Source organism: Neisseria macacae ATCC 33926, assembly GCF_022749495.1.
GTDB classification, from domain to species: domain Bacteria; phylum Pseudomonadota; class Gammaproteobacteria; order Burkholderiales; family Neisseriaceae; genus Neisseria; species Neisseria macacae.
Genome location: NZ_CP094241.1, coordinates 2,409,528 through 2,435,252, shown reverse-complemented (window position 1 = coordinate 2,435,252; position 25,725 = coordinate 2,409,528). Strand labels below are relative to the sequence as shown.

The 25,725-nt window shown below is 49.2% G+C and carries 25 protein-coding genes and 2 pseudogenes; 8 read left to right on the top strand and 19 right to left on the bottom strand.

The features are described 5' to 3' along the window. The first annotated feature begins 9 nt into the window (after window positions 1–9). Window positions 10–795 (top strand): cytochrome c1, encoded by a 786-nt coding sequence (locus MON40_RS11645; protein WP_174263539.1) that lies wholly within the window; start codon window positions 10–12, stop codon window positions 793–795. A gap of 137 nt (window positions 796–932) precedes the next feature. Here MON40_RS11645 and MON40_RS11640 read toward each other — a convergent pair. Continuing rightward, a pseudogene (locus MON40_RS11640) lies at window positions 933–995 on the bottom strand (transposase); the annotation flags it as partial. A gap of 414 nt (window positions 996–1,409) precedes the next feature. Here MON40_RS11640 and MON40_RS13605 point away from each other — a divergent pair. Beyond that, a pseudogene (locus MON40_RS13605) lies at window positions 1,410–1,520 on the top strand (IS5/IS1182 family transposase); the annotation flags it as partial. Window positions 1,521–1,599: 79 nt separating this feature from the next. On the opposite strand, the gene MON40_RS11635 reads toward MON40_RS13605, so the two are convergent. The 4 genes from MON40_RS11635 to MON40_RS11620 all read right to left on the bottom strand — a co-directional run bounded on the left by MON40_RS11635 (window position 1,600) and on the right by MON40_RS11620 (window position 4,720). After that, entirely contained in the window at window positions 1,600–2,037 is a 438-nt protein-coding gene (locus MON40_RS11635; protein ID WP_003759376.1) for an ExbD/TolR family protein, read from the bottom strand. Window positions 2,038–2,040: 3 nt separating this feature from the next. Further along, on the bottom strand, window positions 2,041–2,700 hold the full coding sequence (locus MON40_RS11630; protein WP_003759374.1) for a MotA/TolQ/ExbB proton channel family protein: 660 nt from the start codon (window positions 2,698–2,700) through the stop codon (window positions 2,041–2,043). Window positions 2,701–2,759: 59 nt separating this feature from the next. Next, window positions 2,760–3,734: an energy transducer TonB gene (locus tag MON40_RS11625; protein ID WP_003776262.1), complete on the bottom strand. Its 975-nt coding sequence runs from the start codon at window positions 3,732–3,734 to the stop codon at window positions 2,760–2,762. 521 nt (window positions 3,735–4,255) lie between these two features. Beyond that, complete coding sequence (locus MON40_RS11620; RefSeq protein ID WP_003759367.1) at window positions 4,256–4,720, bottom strand: Rrf2 family transcriptional regulator; 465 nt, start codon at window positions 4,718–4,720, stop codon at window positions 4,256–4,258. Between the two features lie 171 nt (window positions 4,721–4,891). Here MON40_RS11620 and MON40_RS11615 point away from each other — a divergent pair, with 171 nt between their 5' ends. Further along, entirely contained in the window at window positions 4,892–5,272 is a 381-nt protein-coding gene (locus MON40_RS11615; RefSeq protein WP_003776267.1) for a hemerythrin domain-containing protein, read from the top strand. A 108-nt stretch (window positions 5,273–5,380) separates the two neighbouring features. Further along, entirely contained in the window at window positions 5,381–6,538 is a 1,158-nt protein-coding gene (locus MON40_RS11610) for an NnrS family protein (RefSeq protein WP_003759363.1), read from the top strand. Window positions 6,539–6,669: 131 nt separating this feature from the next. Here the strand turns inward: MON40_RS11610 and MON40_RS11605 are convergent, their stop codons facing one another. Genes MON40_RS11605 through MON40_RS11585 form a run of 5 tightly spaced genes read right to left on the bottom strand, consistent with a single transcriptional unit; the run spans window position 6,670 to window position 9,438 of the window. Continuing rightward, on the bottom strand, window positions 6,670–7,428 hold the full coding sequence (locus MON40_RS11605; RefSeq protein ID WP_003764894.1) for a peptidyl-prolyl cis-trans isomerase: 759 nt from the start codon (window positions 7,426–7,428) through the stop codon (window positions 6,670–6,672). Between the two features lie 20 nt (window positions 7,429–7,448). Further along, window positions 7,449–8,312: a peptidylprolyl isomerase gene (locus MON40_RS11600; protein WP_003759359.1), complete on the bottom strand. Its 864-nt coding sequence runs from the start codon at window positions 8,310–8,312 to the stop codon at window positions 7,449–7,451. Window positions 8,313–8,345: 33 nt separating this feature from the next. Then, window positions 8,346–8,615, bottom strand: a complete 270-nt coding sequence (locus MON40_RS11595) for a BolA family protein (protein ID WP_003759357.1) — start codon at window positions 8,613–8,615, stop codon at window positions 8,346–8,348. Then, window positions 8,615–8,905, bottom strand: a complete 291-nt coding sequence (locus MON40_RS11590) for a YciI family protein (RefSeq protein ID WP_003759356.1) — start codon at window positions 8,903–8,905, stop codon at window positions 8,615–8,617. The genes MON40_RS11595 and MON40_RS11590 overlap by 1 nt, the downstream gene beginning before the upstream one ends. Then, window positions 8,905–9,438, bottom strand: coding sequence for a septation protein A (locus MON40_RS11585; protein ID WP_003776270.1), 534 nt, complete (start codon window positions 9,436–9,438; stop codon window positions 8,905–8,907). Before MON40_RS11585 ends, MON40_RS11590 begins: the two co-directional genes overlap by 1 nt. A 348-nt stretch (window positions 9,439–9,786) precedes the next feature. On the opposite strand from MON40_RS11585, the gene MON40_RS11580 reads away from it, so the two are divergent. The 3 genes from MON40_RS11580 to porB all read left to right on the top strand — a co-directional run bounded on the left by MON40_RS11580 (window position 9,787) and on the right by porB (window position 14,988). Further along, window positions 9,787–12,306 carry a motility hub landmark protein FimV gene (locus MON40_RS11580; RefSeq protein WP_003776271.1) on the top strand — a complete coding sequence of 840 codons (2,520 nt, stop codon included), beginning with the start codon at window positions 9,787–9,789 and terminating at the stop codon, window positions 12,304–12,306. 83 nt (window positions 12,307–12,389) lie between these two features. After that, the gene (gene truA, locus MON40_RS11575; RefSeq protein ID WP_039862715.1) at window positions 12,390–13,208 is read left to right on the top strand and encodes a tRNA pseudouridine(38-40) synthase TruA; all 819 of its coding nucleotides are present in this window, start codon (window positions 12,390–12,392) and stop codon (window positions 13,206–13,208) included. Between the two features lie 706 nt (window positions 13,209–13,914). Then, window positions 13,915–14,988, top strand: coding sequence for a trimeric porin PorB (gene porB / locus MON40_RS11570; RefSeq protein ID WP_003776276.1), 1,074 nt, complete (start codon window positions 13,915–13,917; stop codon window positions 14,986–14,988). Window positions 14,989–15,445: 457 nt separating this feature from the next. Here the strand turns inward: porB and MON40_RS11565 are convergent, their stop codons facing one another. From MON40_RS11565 to MON40_RS11530, 8 genes are all read right to left on the bottom strand, one after another. After that, window positions 15,446–16,639: an LD-carboxypeptidase gene (locus MON40_RS11565; protein WP_003776278.1), complete on the bottom strand. Its 1,194-nt coding sequence runs from the start codon at window positions 16,637–16,639 to the stop codon at window positions 15,446–15,448. A 102-nt stretch (window positions 16,640–16,741) separates the two neighbouring features. Further along, complete coding sequence (locus MON40_RS11560; RefSeq protein WP_003776281.1) at window positions 16,742–17,140, bottom strand: HIT family protein; 399 nt, start codon at window positions 17,138–17,140, stop codon at window positions 16,742–16,744. Next, a complete protein-coding gene (locus MON40_RS11555) occupies window positions 17,137–17,451 on the bottom strand; it encodes a hypothetical protein (protein WP_003776285.1) in 315 nt (104 codons plus the stop codon). The genes MON40_RS11560 and MON40_RS11555 overlap by 4 nt, the downstream gene beginning before the upstream one ends. Window positions 17,452–17,461: 10 nt before the next feature. Next, entirely contained in the window at window positions 17,462–17,899 is a 438-nt protein-coding gene (gene rnhA / locus MON40_RS11550; RefSeq protein WP_003776286.1) for a ribonuclease HI, read from the bottom strand. A gap of 173 nt (window positions 17,900–18,072) precedes the next feature. Then, window positions 18,073–18,693 carry an NAD(P)H-binding protein gene (locus tag MON40_RS11545; RefSeq protein WP_003776288.1) on the bottom strand — a complete coding sequence of 207 codons (621 nt, stop codon included), beginning with the start codon at window positions 18,691–18,693 and terminating at the stop codon, window positions 18,073–18,075. A 537-nt stretch (window positions 18,694–19,230) separates the two neighbouring features. Continuing rightward, window positions 19,231–21,051, bottom strand: coding sequence for a heme anaerobic degradation radical SAM methyltransferase ChuW/HutW (hutW, locus tag MON40_RS11540; protein WP_003776293.1), 1,821 nt, complete (start codon window positions 21,049–21,051; stop codon window positions 19,231–19,233). A gap of 466 nt (window positions 21,052–21,517) precedes the next feature. Further along, window positions 21,518–22,198 (bottom strand): YiaD family glycine zipper/OmpA-like lipoprotein, encoded by a 681-nt coding sequence (locus tag MON40_RS11535; RefSeq protein ID WP_003776294.1) that lies wholly within the window; start codon window positions 22,196–22,198, stop codon window positions 21,518–21,520. A gap of 306 nt (window positions 22,199–22,504) precedes the next feature. After that, window positions 22,505–23,404, bottom strand: coding sequence for a YoaK family protein (locus MON40_RS11530; RefSeq protein ID WP_003776296.1), 900 nt, complete (start codon window positions 23,402–23,404; stop codon window positions 22,505–22,507). A gap of 360 nt (window positions 23,405–23,764) precedes the next feature. On the opposite strand from MON40_RS11530, the gene MON40_RS11525 reads away from it, so the two are divergent. Continuing rightward, window positions 23,765–24,154 carry a hypothetical protein gene (locus MON40_RS11525; RefSeq protein ID WP_039862719.1) on the top strand — a complete coding sequence of 130 codons (390 nt, stop codon included), beginning with the start codon at window positions 23,765–23,767 and terminating at the stop codon, window positions 24,152–24,154. A gap of 193 nt (window positions 24,155–24,347) precedes the next feature. Here MON40_RS11525 and MON40_RS11520 read toward each other — a convergent pair whose 3' ends face one another. Next, window positions 24,348–24,911, bottom strand: coding sequence for a hypothetical protein (locus MON40_RS11520; protein WP_003759309.1), 564 nt, complete (start codon window positions 24,909–24,911; stop codon window positions 24,348–24,350). Window positions 24,912–25,725 lie beyond the last annotated feature (814 nt).

The following is a 25,725-nucleotide window of genomic DNA, read 5'->3' as shown; positions in this document are numbered from 1 at the left end:
GCAGCGAAAATGAAACATACCCTGAAAAACTGGTTTGCTGCCTTGTTATTGGCAGTGCCTATGAGTGCCGCCGTCGCCAGCGGTGGCGGACACTATGAAAAAGTCGAGATTGACCTGCGCGACCAAGTCAGCTTGCAGCGCGGTGCTCAAATTTTCACCAACTACTGCTTATCCTGCCACTCGGCAAGCGGTATGCGCTTCAACCGTCTGAAAGACATCGGTTTGACTGATGAAGAAATCAAGAAAAACCTGATGTTTACGACAGACAACGTCGGTGATGTCATGTTGGCGGCGATGAATCCTAAAGATGCTGCCAAATGGTTTGGTGCGGCTCCTCCGGATCTGACGCTGATTGCCCGTTCTAAAGGCGCGGATTATCTGTATGCCTATATGCGCGGCTTCTATAAAGATCCGACCCGTCCGAACGGTTGGAACAATGTCGTATTTGACAAAGTCGGCATGCCTCACCCCTTGTGGGAGCAACAAGGCGTTCAAGCGGTTGAGCTGGATGCTAAGGGACGGCCGGTCATGGTGAAAGACGAACATGGCGAATTGAAACCCAAGCTCTATTGGGAATCTACTGGCGCGCACAGCCGTCGTTTGCCAAACGGCAAAGTCGTCCAAACAGAGTACGATGCTTATGTACGCGATTTGGTGAACTATTTGGTTTACATGGGTGAACCGGCGCAACTCCAGCGCAAACGTACAGGCTATATCGTGTTGATGTTCTTGCTTGCAGTAATGCTGCCTCTGGCATACTTCCTGAAAAAAGAATATTGGAAAGACGTTCATTAAGTCTTGTAATAAAAAAGGCAAACCTAATCGGGTTTGCCTTTTTTATAGTGGATTAACTTTAAACCAGTACGGCGTTGCCTCGCCTTAGCTCAAAGAGAACGATTCTCTAAGGTGCTGAAGCACCAAGTGAATCGGTTCCGTACTATCTGTACTGTCTGCGGCTTCGTCGCCTTGTCCTGATTTAAATTTAATCCACTATATTACACATCTGGTTTCAGACGACCTTTTTTGAAATGGAAAGTGTTTTGTAGAGAGTGTGTTCTGTGCTCGTTTGATTGAAGATAAAGATGGTTTTATCGCTTTATTGGGTGGATGCTAATCCGGCATGGCGGTTTTGTTATTAAGGAAAATCGGGGAGTGGGGGGTATTTAAAAAACAACCTTTCTGAATCCTTATATTGTAGCTGCTAAGGGTATTTATACAGAAAAGAGTGAAGGTTTCAGACGACCCCTTATCCTTGAGCGAATGGAGAGCCTCCGGCTTTGTGTCTAACTATTCTCCAATCGGGAAGGTCAGGGTAGATTTGAGTGTCTAGGAAGTCGAATTTATAAAAAATGCAATTCATCTGCACTATGAAGGAAAAGAGGAATTGCTGAAAATGAATGTATTGGATGTATAGTGGATTAAATTTAAATCAGGACAAGGCGACGAAGCCGCAGACAGTACAGATAGTACGGCAAGGCGAGGCAACGCCGTACTGGTTTAAAGTTAATCCACTATATTTAGGCCGTGTCTGATTTGTATGTAAAAGGTCGTCTGAAAAGTAGGAATGCTTTTCAGACGACCTTTTTTACTGTGCCGGTATTATTGTGCTTTAGTTTCGGTCACAAAACCGATTTTGGTAATACCTGCTTCGCGGGCAGCTTCGAGGGCTTTGTTGACATATTCGTATTCAACGGCCTTGTCTGCTGAAATGGCAACGATGGTATTGGCGTTTTTCTGCTTTTCAGTTTTCAGTCGGGAAGTGACCGTATTAATATCCGCTTTGGTTGCAGAATCACCATCGATGTAATAGTTGCCATTAACATCTATGGTTAGACGCAGGGGGTCTTTAGGCTGCTTTTCCTTCTGCTTCGCTGCATTTTCTGAAGCGGACGGCAGTTCCAAAGGAATCGAATGGGTCAGTACGGGCATGGTGATCATGAAAACGATCAACAGTACCAGCATCACGTCGACCAAAGGCGTGACGTTGATGTCTGACATCGGTGCATCATCGCCGGAATTCATAGAGCCGAATGCCATAATTTAGTCCTTTTGATTCAACAGGCGGACGTGTAAATCGTGTGCGAAAGCGTCCATATCTTGAGAGAGGGTTTTCTTACCGCGGTTGAGGAAGTTATACGCCAAGACGGCAGGAATGGCGACAAACAAACCGATGGCGGTTGACACCAACGCCTCACCAATCGGACCGGCTACCGCGGCAATACTCATTTGACCGCTTTGACCGATATTGATTAAGGCGTGGTAAATCCCCCAAACCGTACCGAACAAGCCGATAAACGGGGCAGTTGAACCGATGGATGCCAAAGCAGTCATGCCGTAATCGAACTGGCGCATGTTTTGTTCCATGCTGTTTCGGATTTGAATGACGAGGTATTCATTCAAAGGCAGCTCGGTAGTAAGTGTTTTCGCATTGCTTTGACGATAGCTTTGGTAGGCACGCAGGGATTCGTCCGCTACACGGCTCATTGGTGCATCAATATCTTTCACTTTTTGCACAGCTTCGGTAAGCGTAAAGGCATTAAGCATTTGCGTTTTAACGAGTGCGTTGGCGGTTTTGGCTTTTTTCAGTTTGATGGAGCGCAGGATAATCAGGCACCAAGTCACGATGCTCATCACTAACATCAACACGAATACACTGATCAGAACAAAATCGCCTGATTCGAATATTGTTTTTAAATCCATAATTTTTCCAAATTTTCCAAGTAAATTAAAACTTTTGTCGATAAAGGTGTTGCGCCCGATTACTCAAGAGTAAAAGAGACCGGGACTCGGAATTCAGTCCAGACAGAGGCATTGCAAGCACCATTTTTAACTGCTTTACGGGCAGCTTGGTCAAGAGCATTGGAGCCACTGCGTTTTAAAATTTTAACTTCAGCAACTTTTCCTCCCGGCCCAACCAAGACACTCAGCATAACTGTACCTGTATCTCCGTTTTCTGCCGCTATAGGCGGATATGGCGGTTTAGGAATATGGCAAGTGCCGCCTTTAACGGGATTGGCTCTACTACTACCCGGTCCTGTTCCAGGGCCATTTCCACCGCCGGAACCTCCTCCACTGCCACTACCTGAACCATGTTCGCCTTTGTTGCCACCACTGCCGGGGCCGCTGCCTTCACCTTGTCCGTTACCAGGGCCTTTGTTGCCTCCGCCGTTTCCTTTGCTGTCGCCATGAGGAGCCTTACCTTGTCCGTTGCCTTTACCGTTTTCCGCAGTATTCGGCCCGGTTTTACTGCTGCTGGTGTAGTCCGAGGCTTTAGGTGCAGGCTTGGATTCTGGTTTGGGTTGGGGTTTAGGCTCTGGACGTGGTTCGGGTTTAGGTTCAGGCTTAGGTTCCGGTTTGGATTCTGGTTTTGGCTCAGGCTTTGGTTTTTCAACCGGCTTGGGCTTCTCTTTCGGCTGCTGGATATCAGCATCCGCTTTTTTTGTTATGACCGGCTTGAACTGTGGTTTGGGCCGTTCGACCGGTTTGGGTTTAGGTTGTGGCTTAGGTTTTTGCGGTTCGGGTGTTTTTTCGGGAGCGGCAGGCGCACCTTCGCCTTCGGGGGTGCCGTCTCCACCTCCGTCGCCACCACCTAAATCCGCCAAATCGACAAACTCAATATTTGCCATTTCCGGTATAAGCGGTTTATATGTTTCCCACAAAAGCGCAATCAAGCCCGCGTGAAGCAATGATACGGTAATGACGGCTACTGGGATTAAAATTCGGTCTTTATTCATAATCGACGCATGATAATAGCAACAATTTTTGTTTGCAACCTGTTTTTACATCTGTTTTTTGAGTTAATATTTATTCTGGAATAATCTAAAATATTAATATGTACAATGCAACATTTTGATATTGCTATTCATTATCACAATAAAACAAAAGAAAAAGAGGAAGCGACGCCTCAGTCAACTGCATTAGAAGTTGTTCATCCGGAAAAGTTCACAAATTTACAATAAAAGTGGTTTGGATAAAACGATGGCGATGGCGTGCCTTAGAGGAGAAAAAGCTGCAAAAATATTATTTTATTGATTGGCTTGTGTTCTTAGATTGATTCCCGCTATTGCAGGTCGGTAGTTGGTGTGGCTTGAATAGCGGGATAGACCCGTACACTTTCCCAAAAAGGTCGTCTGAAAATAGAAAATTTGATGCTTGTGAAATGTTGTGGTTACAAGAATGATCAGATGTTTCCTAATTTTGGGATTGTGCGGGTTTTCAGTTAAGTCTCTTAAAACATATCGGCAGAGTAGGTAGCTTATGCCGATTTATCGTCTGTTTTTTCGACAACGATTTCGATTTTGGGTTCGTATAGCAAATCGTAGGTTGGTTTATTGAGCAGATCCTGCAAAGTAAACCCGTCCAAATGCGCAAAGAAAGCCTTAATCGCTCCGCCCAAAATGCCGGTAAGACGGCAAGACGGTGTAATCAGGCATTCGTTGTTTTCCCCCATGCATTCGACAACCTGCATGGGTTCAAGATGGCGAACGACCGCGCCGACATTGATTTTATCGGGTGTGTCGGCAAGACGCAGTCCGCCTCCTTTCCCTCTTATGCTGGTCAGGAATCCGCCTTTGACAAGCGCGGTAACGACTTTCATCAAATGACTTTTTGAAATGTTATAGGCTTCGGCAATGGTTCCGATATTGACTAACGAATCGTCGTTTATGGCCGCATAAATCAATACCCGCAGACCATAATCCGTATGTTGCGTCAGATACATGGTTTTCTCTGTTCAGAATATATTATTTTTTTAGGACGGCGGCAGTGTTTCCAGTGGAGAATTGTCGCCGTTATGTGTTTGACTTTATATATGATTAAGTTTCATAATATCTGAAACATTTAAATTAATCCAGTGTAGTTTGATAATTTATTATCATTATAATCAAATATTATGAAGCCGTTAAAACGCCACCCAGCACTTATCGAACTTTCCCGCGAACACCATCACGCCCTTTCACTCTGCGTCCGCCTCCTGCGCGCGCCCGCTGAAAGCCATCAAACAGAGCTTGAAGCCCATTTCCTTGAATTGGAACCGCATTTTGTCGAAGAAGAAACCATGTTCGCCCCGCATTGGCAGAATATTCCCGTTGCGATGCGCGAACGTTTCGAAGCCGAACACGCCAAACTGCGCAGCATGATGGCAAATCCTGAATATCTTAACGAAGCATGGAACAAAGACTTTGCCGTTACTCTGCGCGACCATGCCCGTTTTGAAGAACGCGAACTGTTTCCCGCAGTCGAGCCGTTTTTGCCGGAATCCGAAGGAATCTGAAAAAGGTCGTCTGAAAAGTCCAAAAGCACGATTTTAGCGTTTTCAGACGACCCTCCTGTCCATTCAAACCTAAAACAAACCATTCAAAAAGCAAACCAAGGAACTACCATGACCGCCTTTTTCAAACACCCTGTTTGGGCAATGGCATTCCGCCCGTTTTACTCACTGGCGGCACTATACGGCGCACTCTCCATCCTGCTTTGGGGCTTCGGCTATACGGGTACGCCCGAGTTGTCCAATTTTTATTGGCACGCCCATGAGATGATCTGGGGCTATGCCGGACTCGTCGTCATTGCCTTCCTATTGACCGCCGTTGCCACTTGGACGGGGCAGCCGCCCACGCGCGGCGGCGTTTTGGCTGGATTAACCGCTTTTTGGTTGGCAGCAAGGATTGCCGTTTTCATTCCGGGCTGGGGTGCAACCGCCAGCGGCATACTCGGCACGCTGTTTTTTTGGTACGGCGCAGTTTGCATGGCATTGCCCGTCATCCGTTCCAAAAACAAACGCAACTACGTCGCTGTATTCGCTATCATCGTCCTAGGCTGTACACACGCCGCATTCCACTTCCAACTGCATGCCGGAAACGCATCTGCACTGCTCAGCGGGCTGCAGTCCGGTCTGATTATGGTCTCAGGCTTTATCGGCCTTATCGGCATGCGGATTATTTCCTTCTTTACCTCCAAACGCCTGAATGTTCCGCAAATCCCCAGTCCGATGTGGGTCGCGCACGCGTCCCTCTGGCTGCCCATGCTGACTGCCATGCTGATGGCGCACCATGCCCTGCCTTGGCTTTCATCTGCTTTTGCCTTTGCAGCGGGCGTAATTTTTACCGTACAGGTTTACCGCTGGTGGTATAAAGCCGTTCTGAAAGAACCGATGCTGTGGATTTTGTTCGCAGGCTATTTGTTCACAGGATTGGGATTGATTGCCATCGGTGCTTCCTACTTTCACGGCTCTTTCCTTAATCTTGGCGTACATCTCATCGGCGTCGGCGGTATCGGCGTCCTGACATTGGGCATGATGGCGCGCACCGCGCTCGGACATACCGGCAACTCCATCTATCCGCCGCCCAAATCCGTACCCGTCGCCTTTTGGCTGATGATAGCCGCCACTGTCATCCGCATCATTGCAACCTTCGTCAGCGGCACCGGTTACACCCACAGCATCCGCACTTCCGCAGTCTTGTTTGCCCTGTCCTTGCTGCTTTACGCATGGAAATACATCCCTTGGCTCATCCGCCCGCGTTTGGACGGCAAACCGGGTTAATTAAACCAAGCATATCAAACGAAAGGTCGTCTGAAACCTTAAAACAGGTTTCAGACGACCTTTTTATATGGGAATCCGCTTTAAACCGGTACGGCGTGGTTTTACCGAAGTCCGTATCGTTTCAGTGCGTGTTATTGCTCGATACCGTTTTCACGCAATAGCTGGTGAATTTGCTGTTGGGCTTTATCTTCTTTCAACAGCTGGGTGAGTTGATCGCGAATCAGATCAAACGGCGGTGCTTGAGGGTCTTTTTGTACTTCGCTGATTTTAAACAGGAAGAACTTGTTTTCAATTTCAACAGGATTGTGAGTTACCTCTCCCCGATTCATTGGGCCCAAGATGCCTGCAAGCGGTTGGCGCAGCTGTCTTGCCATGACGAAATCTTCAAATGCGGGTTGCTGATTCGGATATCGTTTCGTCAATTCTTCAAATGACAAGCCTTTCAAGAGCAATTCTTGTGCTGCTCGTGCTTCTTCGGGCGTATCGAAGCTAACCTGCTGAATCTTGATCATGCGGGTTTGCTGATCGTAAAACTTCAATAATTCAGCATTGCTGATTTCGGCAGTGCGCTTCAGATAGTCGGCATATTGCGCCGCGTAAAATTCCGCTTCCATAGTGAGGAATTGGTTGCGGACCTCGGGATCTTTATCTAATCCGGCTTTGAGTGCGGCATTTTTGAGAATTTCAATGCTTTGCAAGTGTTTGACGACTTCTTGGCGGATTGCTTTGCCGTCAGGCTGCTGCTTGGATTCAGGACGCTGTTCGGCTTGCTTGAGAATGCGGGCGACTTCGCTGTCTATGCGTGCCGGATCAATATCAGGCGCTTTGGCAACAGCGAATCCGGCAACAGCCGTCGCCATGATGACTGCGGCGGCAGTTTGGTATTTCATTATAAAAACTCCGTGAACAGTTATTTAATTGTGGCTTTTTGCAACAGAGATTGGAGCGCTTCATCGACGCGGGAGGCTTGCAGGTCTTGGGCTATACTGCTTTTGGATTCGTCATAAGACGGAAGCTTTACATCCCGACGGTCGTTGACATAGAAGACGGCATATACGTCGCTGTCTTGCAGAGGCGTTGTAGTGTGCGCGCCTTTTTTCAAATCTTTAACTGCGGCATAGAGCGGGGGAACAGCCTCCTGCAAATCTTTTAAGGGAACATAACCTTGCTGGATGCCGCCCGCTTGTTTGGCGCGTTCATCTATTGAATATTGCTTCAGGACGGAGGCAAAGCTTTTCTTGGCATTTAAATCAGAAATGGCTTTTTGGGCATCCGCTTGAGTGCGGGTAATAATTTCGCCAAGTTGTACTTCTTGAGTGCCTTTGTAGAAGTTGCTGAAATTATCGTAAGCGGTTTTGACGTCTTTTTCTTGAACAGGATTTTGACGGAGGACGTGAATCGCATAAGCTTGTCCAAGTAAATCGCTTTCAAATGCCGCCCATTCGGTTTTGAAATGTGCTTTTTTATCGGCACCTTGTTTTTTTGCATCCGTACGGGCATGTTCCAAAGCTTGTTTGAATTCGGCGCTTTGGTCGAGTTTCAGGCGTTTGGCTTCTTGTGATACGACGGTATTGATGACTTGGCGCTCAGTCAGTTCTCTGCGTAGCTCGGGAGAATCGGGAATTTTGTTGTTTGCTGCACGCAGCGCGGCAACTTGGGCATCAATAACGCTGCTGTCGATGGTTTGTCCATTAACTGTAACTAAGGTTTGGGCAGAAAGGCTGCCGGAAACCAGAGCAGTCATCAGCATAGAGATGAGATATTTTTTCTTCATGATTTTCTCTTGTTATGTCCAGTATGTCTGTAATTAGTGGAAGTATTCGTCCGGAGTGGCCGCTTTGATGCTCAATGCGTGAATCAGCCCTTCGGAAAACAGATCGTGCAGTAAGGTTTTAATGGTGCGTTGGCGGTTAAGACGGCTGACGCCGCCGAAAGCTTCGCTGACGACTACGACCGTATAATGCCCGCCTCCTTTGTTTCCCGAGTGGCCCGCATGCAGATGGCTGTCATCCTGAAAGTCAAAAAAAACAGGATTCAGCGTTTTCAGACGACCTTCAATAGCTTCACGCATATCCATTATTTGAATACGGCTTTGAACGGTTTGATCAATACCTCTTCATAGACGCCCGCATCGACGTAAGGGTCTTTTTCCGCCCATTCTTGAGCGGCATCCAAAGATTCAAATTGAGCCACAATCAGACTGCCGGACACGCGCTCCGGATTGTCGGGAAGAGGGTTTGGGCCGGCAGTCAGAAGACGTCCTTCAGCCTTCAAAGCTTCCAAGCGTTGCAGATGGGCAGGGCGTGCCGCCATACGGGCTTCGTGTACATTATCGGCATCGGTGGCCAGGAGCATGTAATATTCCATCAACTATCCTTTTTGGGTAAATATCGGCTCAAATAGGAAAATTGAGCGATAAAGAAAACAAACAAAAAACCGGTAGAACCGAACATTTTGTAATTTACCCATTGTTCTTTGAAGTGGGTAAACACAAACCAGTTGGCAATACCTAAGAAAATCATGAATGCGACCCAGGCATAAGTCAGTTTGCTCCAAACATGTTCAGGCAGTTCCAACTCTTTGCCCATAGTCGCTTTTAATCCGTTTTTTCCGCTTAGATGGCTGATCAGCAAAACCAATGCGCCAATCCAGAACAAAACGGTCGGTTTCCACATGATAAAACGGTCATCATGAAGTAGAATGGTCGCGCCGCCGAATACGACGATCAGGATCAGGCCGACCCACTGCATCGTATCGAGTTTTTTGTATTTCCAGTAAGTAAAACCTGCCTGCAAAATGCCGAATACAACGGCAACCGCAGTCGCAGTAATCATGTTTTTCGTGATTGTGTAAGTCAGGAAAAACAAGATGACTGCCAATAAATCGCTTAAAACTTTCATAATCAAACAAACAAAAAAGATGAAACCAATCGGCTAAACGCTAATCATACAGGCAGCCTCACCTTTTTGCACCACCCTAGAAACGAAATTGCCGATGCAGGCGGGCAATAATCTAAAAAAGGGTTTAAAAAATGCCGTCGGGATGATAAACTATGTTATCAGTAGGATTTGTAAAAAAGAAACACAGAAATTACAAACCTGTTAATTTCTCGTTCGTTTCATCACTTAATTCATCGGATTACTTGGCAGACTGCGACTTTAGAAGATATCATAACGTAATATATCGTAATATACGGTTAAGTATGTAGCAGTTCTAGCAGGGTTGTCATTTTACACAGGGGACAAGTTTTGAAAAACCATCATAAAATCAAATTAATCGCGGCATCTGTGGCCTTGGCAGTGTCGTTTGGTGCGAGCGCAGGGCTTGGCGGGCTGAATGTCCAATCCCATCTGGGCGAGCCGTTTTCAGGCAGTATTACCGTAACCGGTGACGAGGCTCAGGCGCTGTTGAAAGGCGGAAAAGCGACTGTTTCCAATAGCAATTTGCGTACCAGTGTCCGTAAGTCGGGCGACAAGGCAGTCGTCACTATCCACTCAAGCAAAGCGATTAAAGACCCTGTGTTGATTTTCCAAGTCGGCGCAGGTTCACAATCACGCGAATACACAGCCATCATTGATCCCGCAGGCTATTCCGGTAAAACGGATGGTTCAAGCCGTGCGCGCAGCGGTGGCGAATCTTCATCCAATTCTTCTGCTGACAACAATTCATACCATTCTCAATTTGACCGTCAGGCGGCGCGTGACCGCATCAACCGCGCGATACAAAACGGAAATCAAAATGAAACCGTTCGCAAGGAAGCTGTACGAAAAGATAAAAACAACACAAATAAACCGGTACAGACACAGGCACAGCCGTCAAAACAACAGCAACAATCTTCTGTAGGCGCCAATGGAACCGAGATTCGTTATGGCAAGCAGCATCTGGTTCGTCAGGGTGAAACTCTGACCGAAATTGCCACCAAAATCCGTCCGCAAGGCATGACCGTCGAACAAACGATACAGGCATTGGTCAATGCTAACCCCGGCGTGTTCATCGGTAAAGATGCCGACCGTATGCTTGCGGGCAAGGTGTTGTACATTCCGATGCACGGCGATATGAAATCGACGGCATCCAAACCTGCACAAGTCAAACCTCCGGTTCAGGAAGGCAATAAGCCTCAAGCCCAAGGGTCGTCTGAAAAAGCCGGTACCGCAACGCCTCCTAAAGAGACTCCGGTAGAAAACACCAAAGTAGAAAATAAAAAAGAAGATAAAAAAGCTGAGCCGGTACAAGAAGCCAAGCCTGAAACCAAACCGGCTATAACGACGGCAGGTACTTCGGAACAAAATAAAGCTGAAACAGTTGCGGCATCTGCCGAGCAAGTAAATGTCCTGCCTGAGCCAAATGCGTCGTCTGCAACAGCAAACACAGAACCACAAGAAATTTCTCAGGCACAAGCTGATGTCGAAGCGCGCATTGCCTCGGCAGTTGCCACAGAAAAACAACAAGAAGAAGCATCATCGGAAGACGGCGGATTATGGCGCTGGCTGTTGATTGGCGGTGCGGCATCGGCAGGTTTGTTGCTGTTGCTGTTCTTGTTGGGTAAACGGAAGAATTCAGCTGTTGCGCCTGTGGCTGGTGCGATAGATCAGGACGATCAGGATGAGGACGATCTCGATATCAGTATCGAAGATCATGTATTCCCTGCTGCCACTGCGCCGCAACCGCAACCACAAGTTGTAGCAGAAACTTCCAAATCTGAAGAAGACGGTTTGGAAATTGAAGATGATTTCGATGATGAAGTATTCTTCAATGAGCCGGCTCCTGTTGCTGAACCTGCTCAAGAAAACGTCGATCTGGATTTGAACGAACTGGATAATACTCAAGCCAGTATCGTGTCCGGCGCCGTTACCATCGACGAAGAAACCGAAAAACGCCGTGATATCGATTGGGATACTGTCGAATCTACCGAAAGCGTATATGAGCCGGAACCGGAAAATCCATATCAACACGTTGCTGTTGTAATGGAAGATAGAAATGCTGAAGTAGAAACAGAGCCTCAGCATGAGGAAGAGGCTCCATCGGTTTCCTCTTTTGCAGCAACGCCTGTTTCATCTGTTTCAGACGACCTGCCGGAAGCTCAACCGGAAGCACCGGAAGAAGAGCCTATCCCATTCGAAGTGGAGATTGAAGAGCCTAAGTCGGAAACAATTGACGTAGTAGAAACAGAAGAAGCCGAAACCAAATCCGAAGAATCGGAAGAGGGTTGGGATTTCTTTGCGGAAGAGCCGAAAACAGTTAAAGCCATCGAGCCTTTCCCTGAATTAGGTGCGCAAGAAGAAACGTCGTCTGAAGTTGCTGATATACAAGAAGAAGCTTTGTCTGAAGTTGAAGCAGCAGACAAACAGGCAGATAGCTCAGAAGAAGCACTGGATTTCGTTGTTGAAGAAACAGAACAGCCACAGCCTGAAGCCGATACTCAACCGTTTGAGATTAAGCAAGACGAACCTTTAGCATTCCAAGATGGCGAAGATTTCAGTATTGAAAATACTCAAGAAGCCAGCGCTGACGAAACCATCGAATGGGAAAATCTGGGTGTGGAAGATACTGCTGACAGCAGTAATGAACATTCCGGTTTTGAATCAGGCTTCATCTCCGAGTCCGTCGGTATGACGGCTCCACTGGAAGCTAAATATGACCTGGCTAAAATGTATGTCGAAATCGGCGATCCCGATGCTGCCCGCGAGACGTTGACTGAATTGCTGGAAGACGCAAGCGGTGAGATCCGTAATAAAGCCCAAGCATTGATGAACGAATTGAATGCCTAATATCAGCAAGTAAATCGAAATTAAACAATGCTAAAATAAAAGATGCTGTGAAAACGGCATCTTTTATTATTTTCAGACGACATATGACTGCATACACCGAATCATTATCCACAAAAACCATACAAAGATGGGCATTAACCCTGTCTTATGACGGCAGTCGATTTTACGGTTGGCAAAAACAAGCTGACGGTTTGCCCACTGTCCAGACGGTATTGGAAAGCGCACTCAGTCAAATTGCAGGCGAGACCATCCGAACCATTGTTGCCGGACGAACCGACACGGGCGTACACGCGACTGCGCAAGTCGTCCATTTCGATACCTCAGTAATTCGTCCCGAGCAGGCTTGGGTGCGGGGCGTCAATGCTTATCTTCCTGAAGGTGTGGCTGTATTGTTCGCGCAGCAGGTTGCCCCAAATTTTCACGCCCGCTTTGACGCATACGGTAGAAGGTATCGTTACCTTTTGGAATCATCTCCCGTCCGCTCCCCGATATTGCAAGGTAGAGTAGGGTGGACGCACCTCAAACTCGATCCTGAAAAAATGCAGCAGGCGGCATTATTATTAGAAGGCGAACATGATTTCTCCAGCTTTCGTGCTGCCGAATGCCAAGCAAAATCACCCGTTAAGACCCTGTATAGTGCAAAAATCAGCGGTACGCCGCAATTCTTAAAACTAGACTTACACGGCAATGCCTTTTTGCATCATATGGTGCGTAATATCATGGGGGCATTGGTTTATGTTGGTAGCGGCAGGCTTAGCGTTTCCGGATTTCAGGACTTAATCGAAGAGCGCAGCCGATTAAAAGCCCCGCCGACTTTTATGCCTGATGGGCTGTACCTGACCGGAGTGGATTATCCGCCAGAGTTCGGTATCATTCGTCCTGAAATGCCGGCATGGCTGTGAGGTCGTCTGAAAACAAAGTGTCCGCTTATAGGGAATCTTTTTTAGTAATGTCCCGTTTGTGGATAAAGCACACACTACATGAGTAAGGTATAGCAATCCGATACAACATAGATATTCTGACCAGTCCTTTGGAAAATTTGGTTTCCTAGCTTTGTATGTGCAAATTGTAAAAGGTCGTCTGAAAACGCTACACAGATTTCAGACGACCTTTTCTTTGGAGGAGCAGCATAGGTAATGCTGATGCTACGTCAGTGAAATCGTAAATCAAAAGAGGAAAATGCATACTTCCATCTTAAAAGAGTGGGTATTTCCAATGTGCATGACTGGCTAAGCCTATAAATTGCACGCTTTAAGAGAGTACATACTGATTCTCTCTTAATTTACTCGTTTACCCGAGTTAGCCAAAAAACAACAGCCAATCTCCAAAAACGACCGTTTAGGAAAAGTGTGTTGTAAAAATGCAAACAGCGGGCAATTCAATATTACATCATGATTTATAAGGAAAATATTGCGAATGCCTTGTTGTGATGCGGGTGCTGTGAGGTCAGGCGGTCAGTAGGGGTAGTGAATAAAGTTTGTTTTTTTAGAGAGGAACAATTATAGTGAGAGTCATGGAATCGCTGATTCCAGCGATAATGTAAAGCCTAAGCGGATTCTATCCGGGTCTGCTTAAGTTATTTCTTCACGATAGAAAAGGAATACAGCAATGAAAAAATCTCTGATTGCTCTGACTTTGGCAGCTTTGCCTGTTGCAGCTATGGCTGACGTGACTCTGTACGGTCAAGTTAAAGCCGGTGTTGAAGTTTCTCGTACTAAAGAAACTGTTAATCACGTAAGCACCAAAAACAAAACTGCAACTGAAATTGCTGACTTTGGTTCCCGTATCGGTTTCAAAGGTCACGAACACCTGAGCAACAACCTGAATGCTATCTGGCAAGTAGAGCAAAATACTTCTGTTGCCGGTACTGACAAAGGTTGGGGTACTCGTGAATCCTTCATCGGTTTGGAAGGCGGCTTCGGTAAAGTTCGCGCAGGTAAATTGAACACTGCTCTGAAAGACAACAGCGACAGCGTAGATCCTTGGGAATCTAGCGACGCGAATGCATCAGTTTTGCAATTCGGTAAACTGAAACGTGTTGACGAGCGTAAAGTATCTGTACGTTACGACTCTCCAGTATTTGCTGGTTTCAGCGCAAGCGCTCAATACCAACCACGCGACAATGCTAACCCTGAGGACAAACATGTTCATAACGAGAAAACCCGTCACTCTTTCGACTTGGGTCTGAACTATGAAAATTCTGGTTTCTTCGGTCGCTACGCTGGTACTTTCGCAAAACGTAAATCTTTGGATACAGAACATCTGGAACTGTTCAACAGCAACACCACTTTGGGTTCTGGCGTTTACAAAGACTACCAAGTACACCGTCTGGTAGGTGGTTACGATGCTAACAACGTACTGGTTTCTGTTGCCGGTCAATACGAAGGCTTTAAAGCTGACGTAGCTAACGCTAAGAAAAACGAACGTACTGAAGTTGCTGTAACTGGCGGCTACCGTATGGGTAACGTAATGCCTCGTCTGTCTTACGCTCACGGCTTCAAAGCTAAAGAAAACGGCGTGAAACAAGGTAACAGCCAATACAACCAAGTGATTGTTGGTGCTGATTACGACTTCTCTAAACGTACTTCTGCTTTGGTTTCTGCCGGCTGGTTGAAAGAAGGCAAAGGTGGCGACAAAACTCAATCTACCGCCGGTCTGGTTGGTCTGCGTCACAAATTCTAATCTAGTACGATTAGTTTAAATAAAGAGCCTGCTTTATGCAGGCTCTTTTGTTTTTTGAATGATGTGTGTTGGGTTGGATGTGTATCGGTTTCGTATTATCTGTACGGTCTGTGGCTTCGCAGCCTTGTCCTGATTTGAATTTACCCCGCTATGGCTTGCATAGACAGTATAACGATGGAAGATTGCCGTGGATTGTATAGTGGATTAACTTTAAACCGGTACAGCGTTGCCTCGCCTTAGCTCAAAGAGAACGATTCTCTAAGGTGCTGAAGCACCAAGTGAATCGGTTCCGTACTATCTGTACTGTCTGCGGCTTCGTCGCTTTGTCCTGATTTAAATTTAATCTACTATAGTACCGCTCATTCCCTCATTATGTGAAGTTTATTGGATAGAAAAAGGTCGTCTGAAAAACCGGATTCGGATTTTCAGACGACCTTTGTTTGAATCGAAAGCTTGTTTATTCGATGACTTCTTCGGTTGTCGTGCTGCGGTAGGTAGAGCCGTTGAACGTCGGCACGGGCGGGGGCAGCAGGTTGTTGAGGGTCAGGGCGGCGGGGTTCAGGGTAGGGTAGCCGCTGAAGGTTACGGTGTAGCCGCCGTTGGCAGTGCTGTGGATTTTGGCATGTGCACCTAAGGGGAAGGTGCTTTTATTGGTAATGTGTCCGAAGGGGAAACCTGTCAGGACGGGGACTTTGGCGGTGCGTGAGACGTGGTTGACGACGGCGGAGAAGTCGTAGCTTGAGTCGTACACGTCGCGGATGGTGCCCATGCGGAAGTCGCCGAAGATGATGGCGCGTTGTTTTTGCAGGATGCCTGCAAGATAAAGCGTGTTCAACATGCGTTCGATGCGGTAGGGTTGCTCGCTGACGTCTTCGACGAACAGGATGCCGCCTTGGATGTCGGGCATATAGGGCGAGCCTGCGAGGGAGGCTAGGACGCTGAGGTTGCCGCCCCATAAGGTACCTTCGACGTTGACGTTGGCACGTTGGATGGCGGGAACGTCGATGATGTTGACGTTGTTGGTGGTGCCGCGGATGAACGAATCCATGGTGAAGACACTGGGTTCGGGTTTGCCGAATTCGCTGTAAACCATAGGGCCGGCGAAACTTGCCATATTGCCTTTGGCGAGTAGGGCGAGTTGGACGGCGCAAACATCGCTGAAGCCGAAGAACAAGGTGCCGCGTTCGCGCATTCTGGCGCCGAGTGAGGCGAAGTCGATTTGCGGCAGGATGCGTGCCGCGCCGTAGCCGCCACGCAAACCCATGAGGACTTTGGGGGTTTCAACGCGGCCGGTGGCGACCTCTTGGAAGTCGGCGGCACGTTGGGCGTCGGAGCCGGCGAAGCGTTGATAGCGTCGGCTGCCTGCTTGTTGGTTGGTCACGGTAAAACCTGCGTTATAGAGGCGGGTCAAGCCTGCGTTGACGCGGTTGGGGTCTTCGGCAAAGCCGGAAGGGGCGACGACGCGGAGGAGGTTGTCGCCGGAGCGTGGGGGATGGCTGGTTTTGGGCTGCACGGGTTGGGCTTTCGCTGTGTTGCCGGTTTGAGTGGATGGGGTGACGGTAGTGCCGGTGCCGCAGGCTTGCAGCAGTCCGGCTCCGGCTGCGGCGGAGCAGGCGCGGAGGAAATGGCGGCGGGAGGTTTGCCAGGTCATATGGTTTCCTTTGCTTGGGTTTCAGACGACCTTTTCGGCAGGGGTCGTCTGAAAATCGGTTGATATGCGGTATCCGATACGCCTATTGAGGTCGTCTGAACGTTACGCCAGCAGGGCTTTGACTTGTTCCGTCCAGTTGTCCGGAAGGGTCATGCCGTGTTCGCGGACGGGGGCTGCCCAAATCGGGGCGGGAAAGTTGGCATCGTTTTCAAAGCGGGCGATGACGTGCCAATGCAGATGGGGAACGACGTTGCCCAGGCTGGCAAGGTTGATTTTGGCGGGATGGAACACTTGGCGCATGGCGGCTTCGACTTTATACACCATTTCCATGATTTCGGCACGTTCGGCGGCTGAAAGGTCGGTCATCTCGGCGATGTGGTCGTTCCAGATGACGCGGCAGAATGCCGGGGCTGCGGCTTCGTTGTGGATGGCGATGACGCGCAGGTTTGGCGTTTGCAGCAAAATGTCTTCGTTGTCTGCGGTGCAGATGGGGCAGGTCATGGGTTTTTCTTTCTGAGTCTGAATAGGAATCGGATGATTTCAATCAGGATTTTTAGAACGAGGTAAATGGCAGTCAGTAGTATGAATGCGAAAAGCCACGGTTTAGGTATAAACCACCAAAATAAATAGGCGGGCGTGATTAAGTCGTCACATTCTTCGGCACTCTCAATGTGATCGCACAAGCCAAAGCGAAAAAAATCATCGACATCATGAAAGGGCGAATAGGCGAACATAAATGCTATGGGCGTCACACAAATCAATGCAATGATGGCAATCCAAAAGAATGGTTTGAGATGTTTGAGTGCAGTCATGGATGAAGTGTTATAAAAATTTTGCCGCGCCTCGGTTGGCGAGCTCGTCGGCTTTTTCGTTTTCAGGGTGTCCGGCATGGCCTTTTACCCAAGTCCAACGGACATCGTGCTGTTGAACCAAGCTGTCGAGTTCTTTCCATAAATCATCGTTTTTAACCGGTTTTTTGGCGGCGGTTTTCCAGCCGTTTTTTTTCCAGCCGTGTATCCAGCTTTCCATGCCGTTTTTGACGTATTGCGAGTCGGTGTAGATGATGACTTGGCAGCGGCGTTTTAGGGATTTCAGGCCTTCGATGACGGCGGTCAGCTCCATGCGGTTGTTGGTGGTTTCCGCTTCGCCGCCGAACAGTTCTTTTTCATGTGCGCCGTAACGCATGAACACGCCCCAGCCGCCGGCGCCGGGATTGCCTTTGCATGCGCCGTCGGTGTAGAGATAGACGGGTTTGTCCATAAAATACCTTTGTGTGAAGAGCCATTATCATAACACAAGGCAGGAGGTCGTCTGAAAGCGGGGTTTGGGAATGGTTTTTTAAGCGGATGAATGGATGCCGCGCTGATTGTCGGTAATAGGAAGCAGGTCGTCTGAAACGGTTTCAGACGACCTGTTTGGCAATGGGCGCGGTGTTAACTGCCTGCGCCGACGGTGTAAACCTTACCGATGCTGCTGGGGTCTTGCAGGACGGCGGCGACGGCGGTGGCGAGTCCGTTTCGGCTCATGTAGTTTTTAGGGATGCCGTCGGGGCGGTCGGTCAGGATGTGGCGGTTGTCTTCGCTGTTGTCCAAACCGCAGGGGCGGAGGATGGTCCAGTTCAGGCTGCTTTGTTTGAGGTAGATTTCGGCTTCGGTTTTGGCGCGGACGGCTTCGCCAAGGGCTTGTTTGAAGGGTTCGCTCATCATGTCCCATTGTTCGCCGCAGCCCATGCTGGTAATCAGGATGAAACGGGCTTGCGGATTGGCGGACTGGGCGGCGGCGATGATGTTGATGTTGCCCAGTGCGTCGCTGCGTATGCCTTGTTCGTTTTTGCCGCCGACGAAACTGATGACGCTGTCGGGGCGGTATTGTGCGAATACTTTGTCGAGCGCGTCGGCATCGAGTGCATCGGCTACGGTCGTCTGAATGTGATGATCGCTGAAGAACGAGTCTTCAGACGGCCTTCTTAAGACGGCGACGGTATCGGTGGGGTTGGTGAGCGTGCGGATGAATGCGCGGCCGGATGGGCCGTTGGCACCGAAGATGAGTTGCATGGGGTCTCCTTTGTGTGTCGGGTGGTTAGGGGTTCAATAATCTGCTTACTTGGTTGAGTGGTTGGGGTAGGCTGGTTGATTTTCAGACGACCTTGTTGTGTTTGATGCTGCGTGGTCGTGGGCAAAGCCCACGCTACTTCTTTTCGGTTCTCTTTTGTGGCGGGTGAGGTCATCTGAAAACGGGCAAAGCGGGTTTTATAAAAACTGCCGTAGCGCGGGTTTGTCTGAGGAATTGACTTACCGTTTCGCGCTTTGCCCTCTCCCTAACCCTCTCCCACGGGGAGAGGGGATGTATGGGTAGAGAAATTCTAGGCGACAGAGAATCCAAAAATGGTTGAATCTCAGCATCCTCAATTCCCTCTCCCCGTGGGAGAGGGTTAGGGAGAGGGCGGTAAGCGCAAGCTTACTTTGTGGCAAACGCCAATCTTGCAGGCAGCCTGTCGAATTTCATCGGCTATTTACGATGCCGAAAGATTTCGTTTGGGCAGGAATGCGGCAATTTCTATCAGCTTCAGGCAAAGGTCGGCTGAAAACTGTTTAAGCCGCCTCGAACAGTTTTCTCATGGCTTCGATTTGGTGTCGTTTGAGTTCGCCTGCTTCGTCGCGGCCGACGAAGATTTTGAACATGGCGCCGCCGTTGCGGTTGATGAAGTTGAGTGAGCAGGTATCTTTGCCCATAAACGGGCGTTCTAAAAGGTAGATGGCGGCGCAGTTTTCATAATAGATATGACCGTGTACGCCGCCGTCGGTTTCGGGATGGTCGAAATTGTAGAAGCCGCGGCCGACTTTGCCGCCGGGCAGTTTGCCGGTAACTTCGACGATGGCGTCGGGGGTGTGGGCGATGAAGGTGACGACTTCGTCCCAAGCGGCGACGGCTTGGAGGATTTCGACGATGCGGCTGCCTTCGGTTTGGCGGATGCAGTTTTCGGGCAGGCAGCGGATGACGTCTTCAAAGCTGCATTGGTTTTGCGCGGCGAGCATTTCGAGCACTTGGCCGGGATTTTTTTCCAATGATTGGCGCAACATGATTTGTTGTTCGGATGAAAGTTTTTGCATGGTTTGATCCTTTTCTTGGGTCGGGAGGGTGAGCATGAGTTTGCGGATGAGGGTGGGCGACCAGTAGCGGCCGCTGGTGTTCAGGCGGATGAGGCCGTCCGAACCTTGTTCTTCAAAGAGCTGCATTGCCTGCCATTGGGCAATCAGTTTCTGCGCGGCGGCGTTGCCGTCAAACAGCGAGGGATTCAGACGACCTGTTTCCATATCGTGCTGCACTTGTCCGAGCAGGGTTTTGTTCGGGCTGTGGCCGCTCATGAAGGCGATGTTTTTTTCGCCTTTCGGGGTGGCGAGATAGCTGTCCAAATCGCCCTGCACCTGATAACTGAAGCCGCCGAAATTGCCGCCTGCGCCGGAGCCGAACGCCCAGCAGGGGATGTTGGATTTGACCAAGGTATTGTAGCGGTTGCGTTCGCCGCGGCCTGGATAGGCGAAATGGCTGTTGCTGACTTGGTTCCAGCCTTTTTGCGCCAGCGTTTCGACGGCGTAGGCGTATTGGTCGGCCTGAACGTCGAAACCCGGCGGGGCGGGAAATGCGCCTTTCTCCACCATACGGTTGATGGGCAGCATGGGATAGAGGTTGAAGGCGTAGGTGTCGAGTCCGGACAAAGGCAGGGCGGTGGCGCGTTCGAGATCGTTTTGCCAAACGGCGTCGGTTTGGTTGGGCAGGCCGAACATCAAATCGACAACGATGACGGCATTGATTTCACACAGTTTTTCCAGATAGGCAAAGGCTTCGTCGCCGCCGTGTTTGCGGCCGAGGCGGCGGCGGATGGCGGTGTCGAAAGTTTGCACGCCGATGGAAATGCGGTTGGCACCCGCTTCGATGCAGGCTTGGGCTTTTTCTATGTCGAAATGGCTCATGCGGCCTTCGATGGTGAACTCGCAGTCGTCGGCAATCGGCAGGTATTGGTAACAGGCGCGGATGAGCCTGGCGAGGTCTGGGGTTTGCAGCGCGGTGGGCGTGCCGCCACCGAAATAGACGGCGCGGATTTTGCCGTTGCCCTGACGGATTTCGGCTTCCGCCGCCATTTCTTCGATAATTTTGTCGGTGTAAACGCTGCTGTAACTCTCTTTCCACGCGTTGCGGTAGAAGCCGCAGAACACGCAGTGGTTGGCGCAGAAAGGGATGTGCAGATAGGCAAGCGCGTCGGAGTCGGCGGCATGGGGGAGCTTCTGCCGCCAAATATTTTGCCATTGCGGACGGGGAATCGGTATGCCGCCCCATATCGGCATCAACGCCTGCCGTTCGGGAAAGGCTTTAGGCGCGGATTGGCGCGGTGTCCAAACGATCTGCTTTTCCATATTTGATTAAAAATGATTATTAATCATATTAGGAAATTAAATCACTGTCATCAGGCAGTGTCAAGGATGATAGAGCGGGAAAACGGAACATAAACAGTGTCGGCAGGTGAATAAATATAGTGGATTAAATTTAAACCGGTACGGCGTTGCCTCGCCTTAGCTCAAAGAGAACGATTCTCTAAGGTGCTGAAGCACCAAGTGAATCGGTTCCGTACTATCTGTACTGTCTGCGGCTTCGTCGCCTTGTCCTGATTTAAAGTTAATCCACTATATTGGTGGAATGGTTTAAGGTCGTCTGAAAAATCAAAGGCTTGTTTTGCTTTTGGCCTTAGTGATGAGGCATTCAACCGAAAACCTGATGAATAGGTGGCAAAACCGGCGAACCGATGGCGCAATGAAAAAAGGTCGTCTGAAACCCAAAATCGGATTTCAGACGACCTTTAAGCTGTATCTTCAGACGGATAGCTTACATTTGCTGTTTCGCCGCGTTGATGGCGTTTTGGTCGGGATTGATCAAAATCTCGACGCGGCGGTTTTGGGCGCGACCTTCGACTGTGGCGTTAGACGCGATCGGGTGGCGCGAGCCGTAGCCGGCGGTGGTCAGGCGCGAGCCGTTCACGCCGCGCGATTGCAGGTAGTCGGCAACGGCAAGCGCGCGATTTCGGGACAGCGGTTCGTTGATGGCATCATTGCCGGTGTTGTCGGTATGACCGTTAATCGTCAAGGTCGTGTCGGGGTATTGCACCAGCGTTTCGGAGGCGGTCGCCAAAGCGTTTCGCGCCTGATCGCTCAATGCCGCGCTGCCTGTGGCGAAGGTGACGTTTTCAGGCATCACCAACTTGATTTGGTTGCCTTGGCGTTCCACTTCGATGTTGGTGTTTTTCAGGTTTTCGCGCAGTTTTTTCTCTTGATAGTCCATGTAGCCGCCTACGCCCGCGCCAATCGCGCCACACGCCAACGCGGAATTGCGCGCGCCTTTGCCGCCATGGGTCAGTGCGCCGACGATGCCGCACACTGCCGCGCCGCCCAAGCCGTACATGGCGGTTTTGCTGGTGTTGCGTTGTCCGCTTACAGGGTCGGTTACGCAGCCGGTCAGTGCCAAAGGGATTGCCAATGCGGCAACGGTTAGGGATTTCAAGAGTTTCATTAAGATGTCCTTTCGACAACGACGCAGGGGTCGTCTGAAAATCAGTTGGAAGAAGGGATGGTTCCCGCCATGACTCATATTGCCATTAATCCAATCGCTGTCCGCTCATTGCCCGCGCGTTTCAGGGATAACGCGATGCGGCAGCCTTGATTAAGGTGTTTTTCATTCAAAACAAACGATTAGAAGATTTGGAGGGATTGTCATCAAGCAGGAGTATCTATTTGATTGGGCAAAAGAAAAGCGATTTGGTTCACTGAGCGCCGATAATTGGCATGGTGGTATGCGGATTTGCCGCAATAGCGCTTTTTAACGCTGTTTCGCACGATGCCGCCGATACCAGCCCGCCAGCGCAAATTTCAAGCGCACTTTCACATCATAGCCCACAGACCCTGCGCCCAAGATGAACAAGACGGCGGATACCGGCAGCGCGAAATGGTGTCCGATTTTGTGGTAGCCCCAAGCACCCACGACGCCGCCCAATAGAAATGCCCACATCAAGCCGTTCAACAGCCACATTTTCGGTTTGTTGACATGAACATGAGGCAGGCGCGGATGATGTTTTTTTGAATAATACAGCGCACGCGAAAGCTCGATGCCCAAGTCGGTCGCCGTGCCGGTCATGTGTGTCGAACGGATGGCGCCGCCGGACAAAAGCGTCATCACCGTATTGTGCATTCCCATGATGAAACACATTAAAAACAAAGCCAACGACGGGAAAACCAAATTCCCGTCCCCGATGTTCCACTTCGATGTCGTCAGACCGAACAAGCCGAATATCAGCAGATAAACCGCTTCCAGCCACATGGAAAAACCGAAGCTGCCGCGAAACCGCTTCTGCTGCGTCCACAAAACCACCCAGCCCGAATGCGCCGCGCCGACAATGAAACACAACACGCTGATCAAAGCCACCGCCGCCGTTAACCATTCGCGCAGATAAACAGCGTCCGCCAGCATCGACATCGAGCCGGTAACGTGCGACGTATAACGTGAAAACGCAAAGAAACCGCCCGCATTGATTGCGCCCGCCAACATCGCCATGATATAGCCCAGCCTGCGGAAGCGCGCATCGGAAATATGGTGTTCGTGCAGATACGGCCTGTCCGCCTGCCAAAACGGCGGCGCGTGCAGGCGTTCGTGCCGACGCTTGTGGCGGCTGGTCGGCTGCTGTGGCTCGTTTGGTGTTTCTTCGTGATGATTTGCCGTCATATCAATCCCTTTTCAATTTTTCAGACGACCTCGATTCGATTGGATATGGTGCGATATTGTATCGCTAAGGGCTTCTTCAATGAATATGGCGAAATCACTATAGTGGATTAACTTTAAACCGGTACGGCAAGGCAGCGCCGTACCGGTTTAAAGTTAATCCACTATAAAAAGATCAGGGCGAGATACGAGGTCGTCTGAAAATGGCTCTTCACTTTTCAGACGACCTCTTGTCAGGTGGTACGGTTTGTTTTAGCCGGGCTTTGCCGTTTTGTCGGCTGAACACGGACGGTACGACAGGCTTCACAATTTGCCGCAAAAGGCGTACATTACCCCTATCCCTTGATATAAAAAGGAAAAATCATGTCTCTCATTCGAGCCTCTATGATGCTGTGCATCGCGGCAACCCTGGCCGCTTGTGCCACTACGCCCGAACAAAAAGCCGCCCGCGAACGCGCGCAAAGACGTTATGAACAAAATCTTCAAGTCAGTCTGGCTGCCGAATGCGATCCGGAGACTGCCAAACTGATGCGCAAACAGTTCGAGCAGGCGGAGCAAGTCGGCACGCCCAGTGCAGAACAAAAAGCCTTCCGCCTGAAATACATCGACAAAGTGTCTGACCCGATGTTCCAAGCCTGCTATAAGATGGCATGGCAAAATTATATTTCCCAACAACAGCTGCGCGAAGCACGCTATTACCGCTATTACGACGAGTGGGGATTCCCGTTTTACCGGCCGTATTACTGGTGGTAAGAAACGGATTGATATGTGTGCAGCCTTGAGCCGATAGAGTGGGGCAATCTAGAGAGCCGGTGATAAGGCGGGCTGTTTGTGTTGTTGCAGTGTCTGTTACCGAATCATGCAGAAAGACAGCCGACGATGCAAAAAGGTCGTCTGAAAACCCGATTTCAAGTTTTCAGACGACCTTTCGCTTTATACAACGTCTTTATTTCTTCGCTTTGCCTTTGCCCTTAGCAGGTTTGGCAGGTGCTTTGTTCAATTGGGCCGTAGCGGTTTGGTCCAATACGCAGGACTTGGTGATGATGTTGTCCACGACTTGGTTTTGACCGTTGACGACAGTTTGTTGACGGATAGTCAGCATATTGCCGTCCACTTTGTCGATGTTGGCATAGTTGGCGCGGTTGGCAATCCATGCCACGCCTTCACCCCAGAAGCCATTGACATCATTGCCGGTGCCGACGATGCGGGAAAGACCCGGAGTCAGCTGGCCTTGGTATTTCACTTGGGCAATCACAGGCTCATCACCTTGGAAGCCGTACATGACATTCAAAGGATCAGTACCGTTTGGTCCGCATTTGTAAGCCACTTCCTTGGTGCGTTCAATATTATTGACTTCCATGGTTTTAGGCGTTTCAGGCGCGGGAGCGGATTGTTGCGCAGTAGGAGTCGGAGCAGTTTCCGGTTTAGATTTAGAGCCGGAGCTGCCGCATGCAGACAGCGCGGTAGCGATAAGGACGGCGGGAACGATTAATTTCAGATTGGATTTCATCAAGTTACTCCGGATTTAGTCTATCGGGGTCAGCATAAACTGACAGAAAGCCCTACCTTAACAGAGAAAAGAAGGCTTGTCTCGTCCATATATGAAAACACGATACTCATTATCAATAAAGTGCTATTTGTTCTTTTGAAAACAGTGGATTTGATTTACGCAAAGCTAATTGAAATTAAGTAAAGATATATCACGAATCAACAAAATGTCGATTTTGAAGGGCGGGAGAGTAATGTTTAGTGCTGCAAGATAGGGAATGATGTAAGGAAAATGATGGAGGACGAACTTTGAATCTGGGGAGGGCAATGAAAGTCGAAGACAGTGAAAAGGGCAGGGGAAAATGAATGGGTTTGGCGTGAAAGAAATTCTCGCCTTGTTTTCAGTGTTCTGGAAAATGGTGCTTTTAAAATTTGAGTGGATGGGATAAGGCTGTACGCTGGTGTAAAGCCAATTCTTTTTGCTTCAAAGATATCAATAAATCACCTGAATTTCCTGTCTGATAGGGATTGGTTTAACGAGATTCAATAAGGCGATACTTTATGATTAAAAAGGAAATTTCGGGATAGCAAGCGATAGTCTGAAAACCTCGCCTTTACTAAGTTTGGTTTTATTGTGGAGATGCATTGGATGCAATACTTGGGATATATCGGATAGGGGGAATATAGTGGATTAACTTTAAACCAGTACGGCGTTGCCTCGCCTTAGCTCAAAGAGAACGATTCTCTAAGGTGCTGAAGCACCAAGTGAATCGGTTCCGTACTATCTGTACTGTCTGTGGCTTCGTCGCCTTGTCCTGATTTAAATTTAATTCACT

Bases quoted from the DNA above. Each gene is read 5' to 3' on its own strand.
- MON40_RS11645 (WP_174263539.1), top strand. From the start codon at position 10: ATGAAACATACCCTGAAAAACTGGTTTGCTGCCTTGTTATTGGCAGTG.
- MON40_RS11635 (WP_003759376.1), bottom strand. From the start codon at position 2,037: ATGGCATTCGGCTCTATGAATTCCGGCGATGATGCACCGATGTCAGAC.
- MON40_RS11630 (WP_003759374.1), bottom strand. From the start codon at position 2,700: ATGGATTTAAAAACAATATTCGAATCAGGCGATTTTGTTCTGATCAGT.
- MON40_RS11625 (WP_003776262.1), bottom strand. From the start codon at position 3,734: ATGAATAAAGACCGAATTTTAATCCCAGTAGCCGTCATTACCGTATCA.
- MON40_RS11620 (WP_003759367.1), bottom strand. From the start codon at position 4,720: ATGTATCTGACGCAACATACGGATTATGGTCTGCGGGTATTGATTTAT.
- MON40_RS11615 (WP_003776267.1), top strand. From the start codon at position 4,892: ATGAAGCCGTTAAAACGCCACCCAGCACTTATCGAACTTTCCCGCGAA.
- MON40_RS11610 (WP_003759363.1), top strand. From the start codon at position 5,381: ATGACCGCCTTTTTCAAACACCCTGTTTGGGCAATGGCATTCCGCCCG.
- MON40_RS11605 (WP_003764894.1), bottom strand. From the start codon at position 7,428: ATGAAATACCAAACTGCCGCCGCAGTCATCATGGCGACGGCTGTTGCC.
- MON40_RS11600 (WP_003759359.1), bottom strand. From the start codon at position 8,312: ATGAAGAAAAAATATCTCATCTCTATGCTGATGACTGCTCTGGTTTCC.
- MON40_RS11595 (WP_003759357.1), bottom strand. From the start codon at position 8,615: ATGGATATGCGTGAAGCTATTGAAGGTCGTCTGAAAACGCTGAATCCT.
- MON40_RS11590 (WP_003759356.1), bottom strand. From the start codon at position 8,905: ATGGAATATTACATGCTCCTGGCCACCGATGCCGATAATGTACACGAA.
- MON40_RS11585 (WP_003776270.1), bottom strand. From the start codon at position 9,438: ATGAAAGTTTTAAGCGATTTATTGGCAGTCATCTTGTTTTTCCTGACT.
- truA (WP_039862715.1), top strand. From the start codon at position 12,390: ATGACTGCATACACCGAATCATTATCCACAAAAACCATACAAAGATGG.
- porB (WP_003776276.1), top strand. From the start codon at position 13,915: ATGAAAAAATCTCTGATTGCTCTGACTTTGGCAGCTTTGCCTGTTGCA.
- MON40_RS11565 (WP_003776278.1), bottom strand. From the start codon at position 16,639: ATGACCTGGCAAACCTCCCGCCGCCATTTCCTCCGCGCCTGCTCCGCC.
- MON40_RS11560 (WP_003776281.1), bottom strand. From the start codon at position 17,140: ATGACCTGCCCCATCTGCACCGCAGACAACGAAGACATTTTGCTGCAA.
- MON40_RS11555 (WP_003776285.1), bottom strand. From the start codon at position 17,451: ATGACTGCACTCAAACATCTCAAACCATTCTTTTGGATTGCCATCATT.
- rnhA (WP_003776286.1), bottom strand. From the start codon at position 17,899: ATGGACAAACCCGTCTATCTCTACACCGACGGCGCATGCAAAGGCAAT.
- MON40_RS11545 (WP_003776288.1), bottom strand. From the start codon at position 18,693: ATGCAACTCATCTTCGGTGCCAACGGCCCATCCGGCCGCGCATTCATC.
- hutW (WP_003776293.1), bottom strand. From the start codon at position 21,051: ATGGAAAAGCAGATCGTTTGGACACCGCGCCAATCCGCGCCTAAAGCC.
- MON40_RS11535 (WP_003776294.1), bottom strand. From the start codon at position 22,198: ATGAAACTCTTGAAATCCCTAACCGTTGCCGCATTGGCAATCCCTTTG.
- MON40_RS11530 (WP_003776296.1), bottom strand. From the start codon at position 23,404: ATGACGGCAAATCATCACGAAGAAACACCAAACGAGCCACAGCAGCCG.
- MON40_RS11525 (WP_039862719.1), top strand. From the start codon at position 23,765: ATGTCTCTCATTCGAGCCTCTATGATGCTGTGCATCGCGGCAACCCTG.
- MON40_RS11520 (WP_003759309.1), bottom strand. From the start codon at position 24,911: ATGAAATCCAATCTGAAATTAATCGTTCCCGCCGTCCTTATCGCTACC.